The organism is Levilactobacillus mulengensis (genome assembly GCF_003946045.1).
GTDB lineage: Bacteria > Bacillota > Bacilli > Lactobacillales > Lactobacillaceae > Levilactobacillus > Levilactobacillus mulengensis.
Genome location: NZ_RHNW01000003.1, coordinates 250,395 through 267,026, shown reverse-complemented (window position 1 = coordinate 267,026; position 16,632 = coordinate 250,395). Strand labels below are relative to the sequence as shown.

The following is a 16,632-nucleotide window of genomic DNA, read 5'->3' as shown; positions in this document are numbered from 1 at the left end:
TGACTTCGTTACTAAATCCTGTTGCTACTTTTAACGTTGAAAATTCGTATCATCTGATGCCAGTGGCCCTACCAGTTCATGTGGGACATAAGGCTCCTCCAGGTACTGGACGTCTTCGGAACTGAGCGTCAAATCTAACGCCTTCACGGCACCTAACAAGTGAGAAATCTTCGTTGCCCCAATGATTGGCGCCGTCACGGTCTGCTTTTGCAACAGCCAAGCCAATGCGACCTGAACGCGGTCAACACCGTACTTGTCGGCAACTTCACCGACCCGTTGAATGATTGGCATGTCCAATTGCTTACTGTCATCATATTTAGATCGAGCAACTTTGTCCGTAGCGTAACGCTTGGTCTCGCCTGCCCAGTCACGGGTCAAGCGACCAGAAGCTAGCGGGCTGTACGGGGTCACCGCGATGCCTTGGTCGGCACATAACGGCAACATTTCCCGTTCTTCTTCCCGATACAACAGGTTCAAATGGTTCTGCATGGAGACAAACTTCGTCCAGCCATGGGCTTCGGCAACGGCTTGGGCCTTTTCAAACTGCCAAGCAAACATCGCGGAAGCCCCAATGTAGCGAACCTTACCGGACTTGACGACATCGTTTAAGGCTTCCATCGTTTCTTCGATTGGCGTCGTGTAATCCCACCGATGAATGATGTAGAGGTCGACGTAATCCGTTTGCAGGCGTTTTAGACTCTGGTCGATTTGAGAAAAGATGGCCTTGCGTGAGAGACCGGCAACGTTGGGCGCTTCGTTTGGCGTAAAGAACACTTTGGTGGCCAGCACGATTTCATCACGGTTAGCGAACTTCTTGAGTGCTCGGCCCACGAACCGTTCGCTGTCCCCATGTGAATAAATGTTGGCCGTATCAAAGAAGTTGATGCCCAGGTCTAAAGCCTTTTGAATGACTTGCTCGCTGTGTTCTTCATCGACGGCCCAGGGGAACATCCCCGTAGACGCGTTACCAAATCCCATTGTCCCTAGACACAGGCGCGAGACGTCTAATCCCGTATGCCCTAATTTCACGTAATCCATAATACTCGGTGCTTCCTTTCTAATCTCCTACTGGATGCCAACCGTTAGCGTCACTCAACCGGTTCAAGAACGCCATGTCCTTGTCGTTGATTTCGAAGTCGAGTTGGGCGTTGGCTTCGACGTGGGCCATTGCCCGGGCCTTTGGGAGTGGTGCGACACCATTTTGGATGACGAAGCGTAAGGCCAGTTGTGGGATTGAGACGCCGTAGTTGCCAGCGACCCGTTCCAGTTCTGGGCTGTCGACCAAGCCACCGGTAGCCAATGGTGAGTAGGCTTGCACCACGATATCGTTGGCTTCAGCGGTCTTAACGATACTGTCCTGCGTATGGCCGACAAAGTATTGAATCTGATCAACGGCTGGCTTGACGGTCAGACCATCCCAAGTCAACAGGTTTTCCAGGTCATGTGAATTAAAGTTGGACACCCCAACGGACTTGGCCCGGCCACTGTTGTAAATGTCTTGCATAGCCCGCCAAACGTCGCGGTTCTCGGCATCATGGTTGGAACCCATTTGGGCCCATGGCCATGGCGCATGGATAATGTAAGAGTCCACGTAGTCCAGGTTCAGTGCAGCCAAACTACTGTTAAAATCAGCGATAGCTTCGTCGTAGGTCTTGGATTCAGCGGGCAGCTTGGTTTGAACGAAAATAGCCTCACGCGCCACGCCACTAGCGGCAATGGCCTCGCCGACACTCTGTTCGTTTTGGTAAGCCTTAGCGGTATCGATAAACCGGTAGCCGGCCTTTAAAGCATTGCTGACGGCATTAACCGTTTCCTTGCCAGGCTTGGTTTGCCAGGTTCCGAATCCAACCTTAGGCATCTTCAAGCCGTTGTTTAAATCAAACGTATCCGTAATTGTTGGCATTTTTAGTTCCTCCTCAACGCTAATAAGCTTGGTTTGCGTAAAAATAACTGGCTCACTGCTTTCGTTCCCGCCGGCGGGCTCAAGACGACCTGCTGTGGTCACTCACATGAATCACTTATTTTCAGCTTAACTAACAGCCAAGCCTATCGCTTATATTTCTGAGTATAGTACCTTCGTGTTGGTCTAAGGCAAGGGGAATCAGCAACTTTTTTCGTGATTTATCACCCAATCAGTTAATTTATTTAAATGATTTTTCGGTCTATTCACTAATCACGTGCTAAATCGTCTTAATTCCTTTAATGGCGGGATTTTTAAGCATTCATCAGCGTTGACTTACCTTTAATATTCCATTCATATTTGCCATTTTAATCATTATGGATATTTGCAATTATATTTAAACGGCATATACTTACCAATTGTAAGTGAAGAAAGTAAAAAAAATTCTCCGTGTTCTCGCAGACGCGGATAATCAACCGCTGACTCGAACTCGTATTTAAATGGAGGAATTTAATCATGGATACAACAACTACGCAATGGACTACTGAACAATTAGATATCTTTTTAAACAACAAAACATTAACGATGAAGCCTTTTAACCCCGACATGGCTACCTTCGAAGAAGAATCTCCCGTCTGGGAAGTCGTCGTTGATGGCAACGTCTACTCCCGCGGCTGGAACGGCGACCAAACCAAGTGGTTCATGGCAGCGACTGCCCAAAATGCTGGTGAAATCAGTGTCGGCGACCACGACTTTGCGGCCCAATTTGAAATGGCTGACCACTCCGCTGAACTAGATGCCAAGATCACCGCAGCCTACAAGGCCAAGTATGACGGGCAGAACTCACTGCCTAAGATGATTTCGGCAGGCCCCACCTACGCCACCCTCCACGTCTTACCTCGCTAGGACAAGTGACGTTCAGCGCCTCCGGGCGGGTGAAAATGAGAGCGGAACGCTGTGGGCGGACGCCCGAAGCCAAAGAACGGTCTTCGGACTTACTTTGAGCCACTGAGAATCGTGTCTCAAAGATACCAATTGCCTAAGCGGCCAAGACCGCCACTAAGGCAATTCCCACGGCTGGCCACATTTTCATCCGCCCTCCGGCTAACATCTGCTTAGCCCAACGAGGTAACTAATCAACTTTAATATATGTGACACTCTAAATAGATTCACTCAAAACAAGCAATCCTTCATAACTGGGGATTGCTTGTTTTTGTCACCTTTTGTAACCGTTTTCCGTTGTACTAGTCCTGCTTTCAGCCTACAATTAACTTATTGCTAAATTTAATTTCAAAGCAAAGTCTGTCCCCCATACCATCCAGTTCAACACGACCAGGCAACGACCTACATTCGGGCTAAACCAGTGTCAGCCACAGGGTTAGTGAAAATGGGCCAACCCGGTTAGTGTTAGTGACCAGAGGCGGATCAAAGTGACCAGCTGTGTCGATGGCCTTAGCTGAGGTTTCTCACTCAGCTTAGGCCATGGGGCGACCTTTGAGACCGCCTTTTGGCTCAAAGTTGAGGTGGAAGCCCGCTCCTCAGGCTGAAGCCGGCCCCACAGCAGGGCGCTTTGAGCCCGCCGCCGGGAACGCATGCCCCAATTTACGACTGACAAACGGAATAGCTAGTAACGACCACAGAATTCGGGCTAAACCAGCGTCAGCCGCAGGGTTGGTGAAAATGGGCTCAGCCGTGGGAGTTGCCTTGGTGGCTCTGCCGCCTAGGCAACTGCTATCTTTGAGACTCGCCTTTGGAGGCTCAAAGTAAGCCTGGAGACCGCCCTTTGGCTCCAGGCGGGCGCCCACAGCGTCACGGCCCATTTTCACCGGCCCGGAGGCGCAAATAAAAACTAGTTTAGCCCAAAATCAATTTAGAAAGAGAGACCTGATTATGGCCTACATAGAAGTCAAACACGAAACCAGACAATTCACCCAAGGCGACCAGATCACCACCGCCAACCACGACATCTCCTTTAGCGTGGAACGCGGCCAAGTCGTCACGATTCTCGGACCCAGTGGCGCCGGTAAATCCACCCTGCTCAACATTCTCGGTGGCATGGACACCCCCACCGACGGGCAAGTCCTGATTGACGGCACCGACATCGCCCAATTTACCGCCAAACAGCTGACCACCTACCGCCGCCAGGACGTGGGGTTTGTCTTTCAATTTTATAACCTGGTCCCCAACCTGACCGCCAAGGAAAACGTCGAGCTGGCGTCGCAAATTACCAGCGATGCCCGCGACGTGGACGAGACGCTGGGACTGGTCGGCCTGACCGACCGCGCCAAGAACTTCCCGGCACAACTGTCCGGCGGTGAACAGCAACGGGTCGCCATTGCCCGGGCCATCGCCAAGAACCCCAAGCTCCTCCTGTGTGACGAGCCCACCGGCGCCCTGGATTACCAAACGGGCAAACAGGTGCTGCAGGTCATTCAGGACGGCGCCCGCCAGACCAACATGACCGTCATCATCGTGACCCACAACGGCGCGATTGCCAAGATGGGCGACCAGATCATTCACATCAACGACGCCCAGGTCCAGTCGATTCAGCAGAATCCCCAGCCGACACCGATTGCCGACATTGAATGGTAGGTGATGACCATGACAAAGAGTTATTGGCGCGTTTTATGGCGTGAAATTGGCCACTCGAAGGCCCGTTTCATCTCGATCATGCTGATCATTTTTCTGGGTGTGGCCTTCTATACCGGGATTCGGGCGACCGGTCCGGACATGCTGCAGGCGGCCACGGATTACTATGCCGACCAGAACCTGGCGACCAACAGCGTCCAGTCCACGGCAGGTCTGACGAAAAAGGACCTGGCCGTCTTGCACCAGCATCGAGAGCAATTAAGCTATCAAGCCGTAAAATACTTAGATATCAATCAACTAAACAATAATCAGGTCGTGCGGGTCGCGGAAATGCCCAGCGGGTCCCTTAATCGGGTGACCGTCATTAGTGGCCATCTGCCGCGGCAGGCCAACGAAATCGTCTTGGATCAACAGGCACGAACGCTTCAGCCGAAACTCAAGCTGGAATCGACCTACCACATCGCCACGACTAGCGCGCTAAACCGCCAGTTCAAGCGGCGGACGTTTAAAATCGTGGGCTTCGTCAACTCGCCACGCTACATCGAGAAGACCACCCGCGGCGTGACGACCGTGGGCAAGGGCACGCTGGATTACTTTGCGCTGGTCAAGCCGGGAACGCTGACGCAGACCGTCGCCAGTCGCATCGACGTGGGCTTTAAAAATCTGCAGGGCGTGACCCCCTACACCGCCAAATACAAGCGGTTGAATCGGACCAATACGGCCAAACTCAAGCATTGGCTAAAACCACAAGCCGCTAAACGTCAGGCCCAATTACAACGACAGGCCCGCGCCCAACTGGCACCCCAAATCGCCAAGGTTCAGGCGTTGGCCCAGCAGCTACCGGCTGGCTCGCCAATTTTGACGAAGGCCCAAGCCCAGATCAAGCAGGCCCAGGCCAAGATTGCCGCGATTGGGCGACCGACCTACTTGGTGACTGGTCGCGCCGCCAACCCCGGCTACAGCGAATACCACGAAAACACGCAGCGGGTCGTCGCCCTGTCGACGGTCTTTCCACTATTTTTCATTGCGATTGCCGCGCTGATCTGCCTGACGACCATGACGCGGATGGTGGCCGAGCTCCGGGTCCAGATGGGCACACTCAAGGCCCTGGGCTACAGCAATGCCGCCATCGGCAGTGAATTTCTACTGTATGGTGGTCTCGCCAGCCTGCTGGGAACGGTGCTGGGCGTGGGCTTTGGCGTCAACTTTTTCCCCCGGTTCATTGCCCAAGCGTACGGCAGCATGTACAATCTGCCGGCCATCAGCGTGCAGGTCATCTGGGCCGACATCCTGATTGCGCTCGTGATTGCGTTAGCCTGCACGATTGGCAGCGCCCTGCTCGTTTTACGGGTCGACCTCACCAGTCTACCAGCCACGTTAATGCAACCGAAGGCGCCCAAGGCCGGGAAAACGCTGTGGCTGGAGCACTGGCACGGCCTGTGGAACCGCCTGAATTTCAATCACAAGGTCACGCTGCGCAACCTTTTTCGTTACAAGCAGCGCCTCCTCATGACGGTGCTGGGCATCGCGGGGTGTATGGCCATGATGATCACGGGCTTTGGCCTGAAGGATTCCATTGGCGATATCAGCGTGAAACAATTTGACCAGCTCTGGCACTACGACGCCATCGTGGTGCGGAACGGTTCCCAGACCGCGCAACAGCGCCGCGCCCTCCACCGCCAGTCCCTGGTAAAGAAGGACCTGGTTGTGAAACAGGCACAGGTCACCGTGGAACGAGCGGACGTCGCCAACCAAACGGCCACGTTGAGCGTGCCGCAACATCCCCAAAACCTCAATCACTTCGTCGTCCTGCGCAACCGGCAGACCCACGCGGCCTACCACCTGAACAATCGCGGCGCCATTATCGATGAAAAGCTGGCCAAGCTCTATGACGTTCGGGTCGGTGACACCCTTCCCGTGAAGCTCGGCAACCGTCAAGTGAAGCGGGTGCGCGTCGCGGCCATTGCGGAAAACTACGTCAATCACTTCATTTATGTCTCACCCAGCTATTACCACCAGCTTTTTGCGGCGACTCCCGTTTATAATGGCAACCTGGTCCAGTTCACCCACCACAGTCAGAAGCGGCAGAACGCCTTTGCCAACGACCTCTTGAAGACGCCGGGCATGTTGAACGTGACCCTGCTGAGCACCGAGAAGAAAAACAACTTCCAGATGCTCGACACCATGGATCTGGTCGTCGTCATCTTTGTGGTTGCGGCTGGTGCGCTGGCCCTGGTCGTGCTCTACAACCTGACCAACATCAACGTTTCTGAACGGATTCGTGAGTTGTCGACCATCAAGGTGCTAGGCTTCTACGACGGCGAAGTCACGATGTACATCTTCCGCGAGAATCTAATTCTGACCGGACTGGGCATCTTCTTCGGCTGCTTCCTGGGAAACTGGCTGCACAGCTACATTTTAAATACCGCCGAGACCGACAGCCTCATGTTCTCGCCGGGCATTCACTGGATCAGCTACGTCTACGCGGCCCTGTTAACGCTGGCGTTCAGTTTGCTAGTCATGGTCATCATGCACCGCAAGTTAAAGCACATTAATATGTTGGATGCGTTGGCTTCGGTGGATTAGAAATCATCTGCTAAAATCGTATAATGACCACATAAAAACAGGTTTCACCTCAAAAAATAAGGGTGAAACCTGTTTTTATTGACACGACATTATTTTTTAACCTTCAAACGCCGCGCCCATCGGCTTAACCAGCGTCTGTAACAGCTGGTCCACCTGGGGCTGGGTCTTGAACACGACCCGTTCCGCAAAGAGCGTGGCCGACTGTTGTGAATGGTACGTGACCTGTTGCTTGGCGCCGGTCTGGGTATCCGTCACCGTGGCCTGCGCAACGGGTTCACCAGCATTGACGGTCCCGGAACTCATCTGGGCGGGCGTCAGCTTAGTGGCGACCGTGGTGGTCAACCCGGCCGTTTTATCCTGGTACCACACCCCAGCCTGACTGCTGGTGGGCGCCGCCGTGACGGTCGTGGCCAGTCCGGTTGCCAGCGAGATGCGCCGGTCCGTTAACGCGGTCGTTTCCAATTGATACTGTTTTTTCAACTGCTTAATGAGCTTATTCATTGCGGTGAACGTGGTGTCGCCACCTAGAATCGTGGCGATCATCCGCTGGCCATTGACCGTGTAAGTCGCGGTAAAACACAGCTTGGCGTTTTCCGTGTACCCAGTCTTCAAGCCGTCAATATTAGCCTTCTTATCGTAATGCGATTGGCCCTTCAAGCAGGAGTTTTCGTTATAAATTTTGGTACCGTTGACGCTGGCTTCCTTTTTCCCAGAAACCTGGACGATGCTGGGGTCGGCCTGAATCAGATGCTGGGCCACAATCGTGATGGCCTTGGCCGAAACCAGGTTTTCTTCCTTTTTCCCGGTGCCCGGCAAGACCAGGTTGTAGTCCTTCAGGTCGGTGTTGTCGAGGCCGGATGAACTGATGAAATGGGCCTCGATGCCCCAGTCTGCGCTCTGTTGATTCATGAGCTGAATAAACTTGGCGTTGTTGCCGGCAACGTATTCGCCCAACGCGGTCGCTGCACTGTTGGAGGAGGCAATCATTGCCGCCGCCACTAGTTGCCGAACCGTGAACGTCTCGCCCTTTTTCATGCGGAGAGACGAGTACGCGTAGCTGTGACTGAGTTTCAACAGGTCGTGACTCATGGGCACCTGGTCATCCCAATTAATTTTGCCTTGATTGATGGCGTTGACCGTTAAATAGACAGTCAACAATTTTGATAATGACGCGATGGGGTAGCGCTTGTCTGCATTTTGCTGATACAGCACCTGCCCACTCTGCGCGTCCATCACGTAAGCGGACCGCGCCGCAACCTTCGTGACGGTCTTAGCAGCTGCGGTCGTTGTGGACCCGCCACCTAAAATGACCGCGATGAGGCCCAGAATCACGCCCCGCCGAAGCCAATGTTTAAATAGAACCACGAGCGTCAACGCTCCTTTCAATTTCGTACGTTCTATTATACAAAACCACGAGGCCGATGGCGCGCTAAAATCCAAACTTGCTAAAATTTTAACTTCCTATAAATCTATTTGTCATATTATTACCATAGTGTTATTTTTCGGGGCGTAGCGACCTGGCTAAGCCGATTGTTAAGTCCCCGCACTCACGCTACCAGAAAAAGTCTCACTGCCTATCGACCCCCACGCGAAAGTGCTACGCTAAGACAGACCCCCAGCCACTCGGCGCTCATCACTGCGGCGGCCGACCATCGCCGGCTATTTTCCACCCGAGACTTCCCCCTTGACAGGCTACGTTTACAGCTGTAAACTCAAGTCACCAATCAAGGTTAGGTTGGCTCAAACCACCACCTTGATTTTCCCTCAGTCGCTCACGATCACCGCGACTGACCCGCACCATTTCCCCTAACTAATAACCGTTCCACTAAAAAAGGAGTGTTCACCATGGCCACAGCAGAATTAGCCGTCACCATTTCCGACGCAGAATGGCGCGTCATGCGGATTGTCTGGACATTAAAAGAGACCGACAGCCGCACCATCATTGATTTACTCGAACAACAACACGATTGGAAACCCGCCACCATTAAGACTTTGATTGGCCGGCTGGTCAAGAAGGGCGCGCTGGCCACCACCAAGCAGGGCCGCCAGTTCATTTACACCCCACTGATTCCGGAACAGGCCGCCATGGATACCGCGCTGACCAATGAGATCAGTCAGATGTGTGCGATGCACCGGGGGACCGCGATTGCCCACGTGCTAGAAGATACCGAAATGAGCCGCGCCGACGTGCAAAATTTAATCGACGTGCTCGCTAAGAAATTACCAACCGCCCCCGAGTCAGTCCACTGCGACTGCCTGCCCGATGGTTGCGAAGGGAGTTGTGCAGAATGAAAAATGAACGCGATTTAGGCATGTCCCACATGAACATGCAACAAGACATGAAGGGCGGCCACGACCACCACGACATGGGGAACATGGATATGGGTGACGCCCCACACCAAGACATGAGCAACATGGACATGGCCCACATGGATATGGACATGGGTGACGGCCACATGATGCACATGGGTAATCTGAAACGCAAGTTCTGGGTCTCCCTCATCCTGATGATTCCCGTCATTCTGATGTCCCCGATGATGGGCATGACGTTGCCCTTCCAGCTGATTTTCCCCGGAAGTGACTGGGTCGTCGCCGTTTTGGGCACGATTCTCTTCTTCTACGGTGGCTATCCCTTCTTCAGCGGGGCCAAGGCCGAGCTACAAATGAAGCGCCCCGCCATGATGACCCTGATTGCCATGGGGATCGGCGTGGCCTACGTTTACAGCATCTACGCCGTCATCGCCAACAACCTGTTCCACGTCACGCCGACCGTGAACAACTTTTTCTGGGAACTCTCGACCCTGATTGTCATCATGTTATTGGGTCACTGGATTGAAATGAACACCGTCATGAACGCCGGGTCTGCCGTGGAGGCGCTGGGTAAATTGCTCCCCCAAGAAGCCCACGTGCAGGACGCCCAAGGTCATATGACCGACGTTAAGTTAAGTGACCTACAAATCGGTGAAACTGTGGTTATTCGGGCCGGTGAACAGATTCCCGCCGACGCCAAGATTCTCAGTGGGACCTCTGACGTGAACGAATCCCTGGTCACTGGTGAATCCAAGGCCGTCAAGAAGACCACGGACGACACCCTGATTGGTGGGGCCGTCAATGGAACCGGCACCCTGACCGCTACCGTCACGGGAACCGGGGACTCTGGTTACTTGGCTCAGGTCATGAAATTGATCAGTGACGCTAAGAACGCCAAGTCCAAATCAGAAAACCTGGCCGACCGGGTCGCTGGCTGGCTGTTCTACGCCGCCCTCTTTGCCGGCATCCTCGCCTTCATCGTTTGGCTGACCGTGGCTAACCTAGCCGTGGCCTTACCCGTCGCCGTGGCCGTCTTCGTGATTGCCTGCCCCCACGCACTGGGCCTGGCCGTTCCACTGGTTGTTTCCCGGAGTACCGCACTGGCCGCTCAGAACGGCTTACTGATTCGTAACCGGAACGCGATGGAACAAGTTAACCAGTTAAAGTTCGCCCTGATGGATAAAACTGGGACGTTAACCATGGGTGAATTCAAGGTCAACCACCTGGTTAGTTTAACCTCTGATTTAGATGAACAAGCCGTCTTACAACACTTGGCCAACCTCGAAAGTGGCTCCAGTCATCCCCTGGCAACCGGTATCTTAACGGCCGCCAAGGCAAAGGGCCTGACGGTCACCGCCGCTAGCGATACCCACCAAGAAACCGGGCTCGGCCAATTTGGCACCATCGACGGCACCACGTACGGCGTCGTTTCCGTCAACTATTTGGACCAGAAACACCTGACCTACGACCACGACCAATTCACGCAGTTCGCCGCCGAAGGAAACTCCATCAGCTACCTGGTTGCCGGCGACCAAGTCCTCGGCCTCGTTGCGCAGGGTGACCAAATCAAGCCAGCCGCTAAAACGCTGGTCACTTCCTTGAAACGCCAAGGCATCACGCCGGTTATGCTGACCGGTGACAACCAGGAAACGGCCAACAAGGTCGCCGCCAGCGTAGGAATCACCGAGGTCCAAGCCCGTCTTCTGCCGGAAGACAAGGAACGCTTGGTCCAAGAATACCAACAAAAAGGTAAGGTCCTCTTCATTGGGGATGGCGTGAACGATGCGCCAAGCCTGGCCCGTGCCGACATCGGGATGGCCATTGGGTCCGGGACCGATGTGGCGATTGAATCCGCCGACATCATCCTGGTCTCCAGTGACCCGGCCGACGTCATCCAGTTCTTAGATTTGGCAAGAGCCACTCACCGCAAGATGACCGAAAATCTCTGGTGGGGCGCTGGCTACAATCTGATTGCCATCCCACTGGCCGCCGGCGTACTGGCCCCGATTGGGTTCATGTTAGACCCAATGGTGGGGGCAGTGGTGATGTCATTGAGCACCATCATCGTCGCCATCAACGCCATGACGTTAAAGATCAAAGCGGTCCCGACTGCATAGATTGGATTTACCGCGCCTTACCGGTTGAAAAAAATGGACCGGAACGCGGTGGGCAGGACGCCCGAAGCCAAAGAGCGGTCTTCGGCCTCGCTTTGAACCGCCAAGAACGCGTTTCAAAGTCGCCATTTACCTACCAGCATTCCACGTTGGTAGGTAAATCCCACGGCTGAGTCCATTTTTTCCAACCTCACGGCTCACACGGTGTTGGCCCACGGGCCCGTTTGCTCCTTAACGTTGGCATCAACTAGTCTTTTTAATCTACTGTCACAACTAAAAATAGCGTAAGACCTGTCAATAACACGACAAGTCTTACGCTATTTTTGTACACTATTGAATTGCTTAACGCTTCAGAAAACACAAAACACTAGAAGCCAAGCCGAACAACCACCCACACTAAACCAGTCTAAGCCGTGAAAACGGTGAAAATAGGCTCAGCCGTGGGATTTACGGAGCGTTGCGGAGTAAATGGTGATTTTGAGACTCGTTTCTCAGAGGCTCAAAACAAGTCCAGAGACCGCCCTTGGGCTCTGGGCGTCCTCCCCACCGCGTTCCGGCCTATTTTCACCGCCCGGTAAGGCGACCCAGACCCGTTTAGTCCGGGTTGGTGCGGAAGCGGCGGATTAGACGAATCATCTGGCGCCCATTTAACGACAGCACCATCACCGCCAAGATCACCAGCGCGCCGCCAATCAAGTCGAACTTGGTCAGCTGAACACTGAGGAACATCACGGAAAATACCGTGGCGGACAGGGGTTCAAACGCGTCCAGCAGGCTGGCGGTGGTTGGCAAGATGTAGCCCAACGCGTGGGCAAACATCAGGAACGGAATGACCGTCCCGAAGACAATAATGATGCCAATCATACTCCAGCCGGCCCATGACACCGTCACGTGTTCCTGCCAAACGGGTCCGAAAACATTTAAACAAATGCCGGCAACTAGTAGGCCCCAACCGGTCACGGAAACGGCGCCAAACTTGGGCAACAGTGGCCGGGGAATCAGCGTGTTCGTGGCGACCCCGATGGCGGACAGCCCGCCCCAGAACAGGACGACCGGTGAAATGGCCAGGCTGTTGAGGTGCCCGTGCGTCACGATTAACAGGGTCCCGATGAAGGCAATCGCCATCCCCATGGCTTCGGGCCGCGTCGGTGTCACGTGTTTGAATACTAAGAAATAAATACTAATGATGAACGGTCCCAGGAACTGAATAATGGTGGCGACCGGCGCATTGCCGAATTTAACGGCCTCGAAATAGCACAGCTGAACCGGTACCAATCCCAATAGGCCGTAGCTGACAACGCGCAGGGCCGTCCCCCGCTGGCGCCAAATTTCAAACGGCTTGATGCCAATCACTTGGCCCAAGACCAGTAGAATAATCCCGGCGCTGATCATGCGGACCTGGGTCAGCCACAGTGCCGTCACTTCGGGGCTCATCGTAAACAGCGTGCTCGCCGCAACCCCTGAGATGCCCCACAAGATGCAGGCCACACTCGCCAGTAACACGCCGCGTAAATGATGTTGTGGCGTCATAGCTGCCCCACCCGTGTCAGTCCAAATTTCATAATCCGTCTCCCTCTCTCTGTGCCGATTTATGCATTATTTTATAACGGCAAGGCTATGCCAACCATCGCCGTTCTTGCGTTCTAAAATTAACGAGCAAAGACCAGTATAACAAAAATGACGAAAGGTCCCGCCCATTTTTGAAAATTTTCACGAGATTCTTATTGTTAAGCGCTTTATCTTTGGGCAAACAAAAACGAGGCCACCTTTGACGGTTAGCCTCGTGTAAATATCCTTGAAACTAGTTCAGACAAACGTCCCAAATGACTATTCGAGAGAAGTTCCCTTAGCCTGCATTAAGTTTACATCCAAGTCCAATTGCGCCTTTTCTTTCAGCATATCTGCCTTAACCCTATCATCCTGCATATATTCTGTAATCAACTCATCAACATAGACTTCTTCCACCAGACAGCCCCTCCAAAATCAAACAGATTCTTACCGAATAATATATCACATATGGTGGTATCCAATACGCCATTAGACTCAGTAAAACCAACGGGTCGACTGGTTTTGGGGGCTAAACCAGTCTTAGCCACAGGACTGGGGAAAATGAGCCAGTCGTGGGAGTGCGCACCAGTAACTCACTCAGCCAACAGCAAAACCAAAGAGTTCGTCCGGGTTTGGGGGCTAAACCAGTCTTAGCCGCAGGGCTGGGGAAAATTGGGCCAGTCGTGGGAGTGACCAGAGGCGCGCCAAGGTGACCAGCTGTGTCGATGGTCTTGGCTGAGGTGTTTTCTCAGCCTAGTCCATGGGATAACCTTTGAGACCGCCTCCCAGGCTCAAAGTTGAGGTGGAAGCCCGCCCTCTGGCTGGAACCGACCCCACAGCAGGGCCCTTGAATGTGTACCAGTAATACCCTCAGCCAACAGAAAAGCCAAAGACTTCGACTGGTTCTGGGGGCTAAACCAGTCTTAGCCGCAGGGCTGGGGAAAATTGGGCCAGTCGTGGGAGTGACCAGAGGTGCGCCAAGGTGACCAGCTGTGTCGATGGTCTTGGCTGAGGTATTTTCTCAGCCTAGTCCATGGGACAACCTTTGAGACCGCACCTCAGGCTCAAAGTTGAGGTGGAAGCCCGCTCTTTGGCTGGAACCGGCCCCACAGCAGGGCTCCTTGAGCGCGCCGCCGGGAACGGACGCGACCAGGCTCAATTTTCCCCAGCCCGGAGGCGAAACCAACGACCAATTTACCCCCAAACCAAAAAGGAACCTCGCATGCGCGAAGCCCCCCCAATCTCAGCTCAGAACCCGCCAGTCACGTTGATGGTAGTCACTAGACACGGTCCACAATTTCTCTGATAAAGCTGAGTAACCAAGTCACGTCATAACTTTGGCCATGACTTTGGATTCATTTTACGATACTCGCCGTCAGCACTCCCGTAGAGTCATTCGGTTAGCTTGCCCAGCAAATTAAGGGGAACGACTGGTTAAGCGTCAAACGATTTTAGCGTTAGACATTTTGCCCCATCGCTACGAAAAATTAGGCCCATTATCCCGCCAAAATTGGCGAATTGTCCTTTCCCACTCCAGGACAAAGCCTTTCATACCAAGGGATTCGCGCCTAAAAATCATCACAATCAAATTTCAAAGGATTCAATTTGAGACAAGTAAATGGAGTTGTTCCAGTAGAATCGCCATGCTATACTAAATCCAACTTAAAAAGTTTCTGGGGATACCGTTTAAACGGCACGAGAGTAAGTTGTGAACTTTGACCCATTGAACCTGTCAGCTAACACTGGCGCAGGGAGAAACGCGCGGATGCTCTATCCAGGCGGACTTACTCCCCCGGATGGGGCTTTTTTAGTAATGAAAGGTGGTTTTATATGAAACGCAAGCTATACCCGCTGGGCAGCCTGGTCCTGCTGCTGGCCGCTTGGCAACTCGCGGTCACCCTCCTCCACACGCCGGCATTCATTTTGCCCAGTCCGGTAGCCGTGAGTCAGGCACTGGTGGCGGATGGACCGGGCCTCCTGCAAAATTCGTGGGTGACGCTGTACGAATCCCTGATTGGCCTGGGTATCGCCTGCCTGCTAGCCTTCTGTACGGCACTGGTCATGGACCGGTGGCAGCTCCTGTACCAGTCATTTTACCCGTTGCTGGTCATCTCACAAACCCTACCCGTCATGGTGTTGGGGCCCCTGCTGAGCCTGTGGTTTGGCTTTGGCATGGCGCCCAAGATCATCCTGGTCGTCCTCATGAGCTATTTTCCCATCATCGTGGCCTTCTCGGAAGCGCTGGGAAAGGTCTCCGGTGAACAGATTCGTTTTCTTCAGACCATGGGCGCCAAAAGCTGGCAGGTCTACCGGCTCCTGAAGATTCCGCAAGGCATGCAGGGATTCTTCGCCGGCCTGCGCATCGCCGCTACCTACTGCGTCAGCGGTGCCATCATCGGGGAATGGCTGAGCGCCGAGGCGGGACTGGGCTACTACATGATTCGCGTGAAAAACGGCTACCAAATCGACAAGGTCTTCGCCGCCATTCTCTGCGTGATCGTTCTGAGTTTGGGGTTGAACATCGTCACTCGCATTTTTCAAAAATTATATTATAAAACATTTATCCAAGGGAGATTATCATGAAATTAACGAAGCTTTGGTTCCTGGTGCCACTCCTACTCTCACTGACAGCCTGTGGCAACGCTAAAAATCACGCATCTGATTCTAAGTCTGCTAAAAAGTTGACCGACGTTTCAATCGTCCTCGATTACGTGCCCAACACCAATCACACAGGGCTGTACGTGGCGAAGGATAAGGGGTATTTCAAGAAGGCCGGCCTAAACGTCAAGATTATCGAACCCGGCGACAACGCCACCAGCATCGGCATGGTCGGCGCCAACAAGGCCCAATTCGGGGTCAGCTACCAAGAAGACGTGACGTTCGCCCACGCCGACGGTAAAAACATCCCGGTCAAGGCAATTGGGACCGTCATCAAGCACAACACGTCCGGTTTCGTCTCCCTCAAGTCCAGTGGCATCACCTCACCCAAGGATTTCGCGGGCAAGACCTACGCCGGTTGGCAAACGCCTAGTGAAGAGGCCGTGTTGAAGGCCGTCATGAGCAAGGACAAGGTCGACCCCAAGTCCCTGAAGATTGTCGGCGCGACCGGTGATGGCCCCAAAAGTCTGGGCAAGAAGAACGACCTGCAGTGGTGGTTCCAAGGCTGGGACGTGATTCGTGCCAAGGACGACGGCATCAAGGTCAACTACATGCCCCTTCGCAAATTGGATAAGCGGCTGGACTACTACACGCCCGTGATTATCACCAACAATCCCCAACTAAAGCAGGATCCTAAGCTGGTCAGGGCCTTCATGAGCGCCACCAAGCAGGGGTATCAAGACGCCATGGCCCATCCCAAGGCCGACGCCAAGATTTTACACAAGTACGCCAAGGATTCCGACCTGAGCTTCCTGGAAGAATCGCAAGCCTTCCTCTCCGCTAACTACACGGATGACGCGGCCAAATGGGGCCAGATGGACGCCAAGGTTTGGGACAACTACACCGGCTTCATGAAGGACTACGGTCTGATCAAGAAGACCATCCCGGCCGATACCCTCTACACCAATCAGTACGTCGGGAACTAGC

The 16,632-nt window shown here is 53.6% G+C and carries 12 protein-coding genes; 7 read left to right on the top strand and 5 right to left on the bottom strand.

The features are described from left to right. Positions 1-30: 30 nt before the first annotated feature. Together EKM84_RS05095 and EKM84_RS05090 are read right to left on the bottom strand one after the other, a co-directional pair. Positions 31-1,038: an aldo/keto reductase gene (locus EKM84_RS05095; protein WP_125764323.1), complete on the bottom strand. Its 1,008-nt coding sequence runs from the start codon at positions 1,036-1,038 to the stop codon at positions 31-33. A gap of 19 nt (positions 1,039-1,057) precedes the next feature. After that, positions 1,058-1,903 carry an aldo/keto reductase family protein gene (locus EKM84_RS05090; protein ID WP_125764321.1) on the bottom strand — a complete coding sequence of 282 codons (846 nt, stop codon included), beginning with the start codon at positions 1,901-1,903 and terminating at the stop codon, positions 1,058-1,060. A 513-nt stretch (positions 1,904-2,416) separates the two neighbouring features. Here EKM84_RS05090 and EKM84_RS05085 point away from each other — a divergent pair. From EKM84_RS05085 to EKM84_RS05075, 3 genes are all read left to right on the top strand, one after another. After that, complete coding sequence (locus tag EKM84_RS05085; RefSeq protein ID WP_125764319.1) at positions 2,417-2,806, top strand: DUF2255 family protein; 390 nt, start codon at positions 2,417-2,419, stop codon at positions 2,804-2,806. A 984-nt stretch (positions 2,807-3,790) separates the two neighbouring features. Next, positions 3,791-4,492 (top strand): ABC transporter ATP-binding protein, encoded by a 702-nt coding sequence (locus EKM84_RS05080; protein ID WP_125764317.1) that lies wholly within the window; start codon positions 3,791-3,793, stop codon positions 4,490-4,492. 9 nt (positions 4,493-4,501) lie between these two features. Beyond that, positions 4,502-7,075: an ABC transporter permease gene (locus EKM84_RS05075; protein WP_125764314.1), complete on the top strand. Its 2,574-nt coding sequence runs from the start codon at positions 4,502-4,504 to the stop codon at positions 7,073-7,075. A 96-nt stretch (positions 7,076-7,171) separates the two neighbouring features. On the opposite strand, the gene EKM84_RS05070 is transcribed toward EKM84_RS05075, so the two are convergent. Next, the gene (locus tag EKM84_RS05070) at positions 7,172-8,440 is read right to left on the bottom strand and encodes a D-alanyl-D-alanine carboxypeptidase family protein (RefSeq protein WP_125764312.1); all 1,269 of its coding nucleotides are present in this window, start codon (positions 8,438-8,440) and stop codon (positions 7,172-7,174) included. A gap of 480 nt (positions 8,441-8,920) precedes the next feature. Here EKM84_RS05070 and EKM84_RS05065 point away from each other — a divergent pair, with 480 nt between their 5' ends. Together EKM84_RS05065 and EKM84_RS05060 are read left to right on the top strand one after the other, a co-directional pair. Continuing rightward, positions 8,921-9,367: a CopY/TcrY family copper transport repressor gene (locus tag EKM84_RS05065; protein WP_125764310.1), complete on the top strand. Its 447-nt coding sequence runs from the start codon at positions 8,921-8,923 to the stop codon at positions 9,365-9,367. Positions 9,368-9,441: 74 nt separating this feature from the next. Continuing rightward, a complete protein-coding gene (locus EKM84_RS05060; RefSeq protein ID WP_125764437.1) occupies positions 9,442-11,502 on the top strand; it encodes a heavy metal translocating P-type ATPase in 2,061 nt (686 codons plus the stop codon). 591 nt (positions 11,503-12,093) lie between these two features. Here the strand turns inward: EKM84_RS05060 and EKM84_RS05055 are convergent. Both EKM84_RS05055 and EKM84_RS14140 read right to left on the bottom strand, forming a co-directional pair. Then, entirely contained in the window at positions 12,094-13,029 is a 936-nt protein-coding gene (locus EKM84_RS05055; RefSeq protein WP_125764308.1) for a DMT family transporter, read from the bottom strand. A gap of 297 nt (positions 13,030-13,326) precedes the next feature. Continuing rightward, positions 13,327-13,464, bottom strand: coding sequence for a hypothetical protein (locus EKM84_RS14140; RefSeq protein WP_164511316.1), 138 nt, complete (start codon positions 13,462-13,464; stop codon positions 13,327-13,329). A gap of 1,413 nt (positions 13,465-14,877) precedes the next feature. Between EKM84_RS14140 and EKM84_RS05050 the strand changes: the two genes are divergently transcribed. Continuing rightward, positions 14,878-15,630 carry an ABC transporter permease gene (locus tag EKM84_RS05050; RefSeq protein WP_125764306.1) on the top strand — a complete coding sequence of 251 codons (753 nt, stop codon included), beginning with the start codon at positions 14,878-14,880 and terminating at the stop codon, positions 15,628-15,630. Further along, positions 15,627-16,631, top strand: a complete 1,005-nt coding sequence (locus EKM84_RS05045; protein WP_125764304.1) for an ABC transporter substrate-binding protein — start codon at positions 15,627-15,629, stop codon at positions 16,629-16,631. The genes EKM84_RS05050 and EKM84_RS05045 overlap by 4 nt, the downstream gene beginning before the upstream one ends. Position 16,632: the final 1 nt, after the last annotated feature.

What these genes read in the sequence shown, in the direction of transcription:
- EKM84_RS05060 (WP_125764437.1), top strand. Translation starts at nt 9,442, where the DNA reads ATGGGGAACATGGATATGGGTGACGCCCCACACCAAGACATGAGCAAC.
- EKM84_RS05080 (WP_125764317.1), top strand. Translation starts at nt 3,791, where the DNA reads ATGGCCTACATAGAAGTCAAACACGAAACCAGACAATTCACCCAAGGC.
- EKM84_RS05045 (WP_125764304.1), top strand. Translation starts at nt 15,627, where the DNA reads ATGAAATTAACGAAGCTTTGGTTCCTGGTGCCACTCCTACTCTCACTG.
- EKM84_RS05095 (WP_125764323.1), bottom strand. Translation starts at nt 1,038, where the DNA reads ATGGATTACGTGAAATTAGGGCATACGGGATTAGACGTCTCGCGCCTG.
- EKM84_RS05050 (WP_125764306.1), top strand. Translation starts at nt 14,878, where the DNA reads ATGAAACGCAAGCTATACCCGCTGGGCAGCCTGGTCCTGCTGCTGGCC.
- EKM84_RS05090 (WP_125764321.1), bottom strand. Translation starts at nt 1,903, where the DNA reads ATGCCAACAATTACGGATACGTTTGATTTAAACAACGGCTTGAAGATG.
- EKM84_RS05085 (WP_125764319.1), top strand. Translation starts at nt 2,417, where the DNA reads ATGGATACAACAACTACGCAATGGACTACTGAACAATTAGATATCTTT.
- EKM84_RS05055 (WP_125764308.1), bottom strand. Translation starts at nt 13,029, where the DNA reads ATGACGCCACAACATCATTTACGCGGCGTGTTACTGGCGAGTGTGGCC.
- EKM84_RS05075 (WP_125764314.1), top strand. Translation starts at nt 4,502, where the DNA reads ATGACAAAGAGTTATTGGCGCGTTTTATGGCGTGAAATTGGCCACTCG.
- EKM84_RS05065 (WP_125764310.1), top strand. Translation starts at nt 8,921, where the DNA reads ATGGCCACAGCAGAATTAGCCGTCACCATTTCCGACGCAGAATGGCGC.